The sequence below is a fragment of the Rhizobacter sp. P2_H2 genome, from assembly GCF_056403375.1.
The window spans coordinates 1-1,118 of record NZ_JBFUFP010001417.1 but is presented as its reverse complement, the minus strand read 5'-3'; the positions used below and the strand labels follow the sequence as shown (position 1 = coordinate 1,118).

The window sequence follows — 1,118 nt, the reverse complement described above, 5'->3', positions numbered from 1 at the left end:
GTTGATAAGAAATACCGCGCACAGGTCTACAACTACGGAGTGAGGCTCTTGCTGGAATTCATCATTCCGGAACCGGCTGCCTACTATCGGGCGACACGAAGCAAAGCTGAGCCAAAGCTTAGCGCTAAGCCTCCGCCACCCTTTCTCAAAGACGCCACAATTTTGGATGTCCACAAGCCTCGTGAGCCGTTGACAGCGAGTGTCATCAATGAGTTCAACTTCATGCGCTACGCCGCGAAGTATGGTGCTGCTGGAGTCACAGCGCCCCCGCCGCTATTCACCTACGTCGGCATATCCCTCGCACCCAATGAGGGTCTCGGAGAGGCAATCAGTTTCGCGACTTCCACCAAGGACTTAGTGATTCCTGCCGGCTATCGCCTCAACTCGTATAGCTTGGCCGCGTCAATTCTTTGGATCCACTATCCAAAGTTCAGTGTCCAAGTGCGTGGTGATGCATGGGTGCTCATGAATATTGCAGGCGGCGGTATTCCCTTGAACATGCAGCAAGTTGGTGATGTTGCGGGCAACAACGCGCAGGTCACAGCCGGCTCAGTTCCTGTCAGTGTAGCGTGTTACGACGTGCACAAGTTCGCGCTCGATATCCAGGCTGTTTGCGTACGTACGGACGAGGCCATGACTGCCTGGCAATTGGAGACGTTCGGCAAGATTCAGACTGCCTACCAGGCTATGCAGACCGCTTACGATCAGAAAGTCGAACAAGCCGAATCTGCGCTTGGCATCACCATGGAAGGGCAAAATCCAGCAATCAACCGCACGGTGGAGAAGAACGAGTTAAAAAAGCTATGCATCACGATGATGACCGGCCAGCACTTTAGTCAGTTCGGCGCCTTGACCGAGCCGCCGAACGATCCGATTCATCCTCCCGAATTGGACGTCAACGAGGCGCTCTATGAAGGGCCGATCATCCAGTTCTTCGAGCAGGCTTTCGAGTGGGAGCAGATGACCTACCTCTTCTATCCCTACTTCTGGGGCAGAAAGTCGAACTGGCGAACCAGTGTGAACCTGAGTGACCCGGACCCACTCTTCAGTCAGTTCTTATCGGCAGGCGCCGCACGTGTCTTAGTGCCGGTGCCGCTGGCTTATGTCGAGAGCGTGGA

General features: G+C 54.7%; 1 protein-coding gene. It reads left to right on the top strand.

The features are described 5' to 3' along the window. Positions 1 to 48: 48 nt before the first annotated feature. Positions 49 to 1,118, top strand: a 1,070-nt coding sequence (locus AC1D15_RS33590) for a hypothetical protein (RefSeq protein ID WP_477829468.1), incomplete at its 3' end; no start/stop codon positions are given.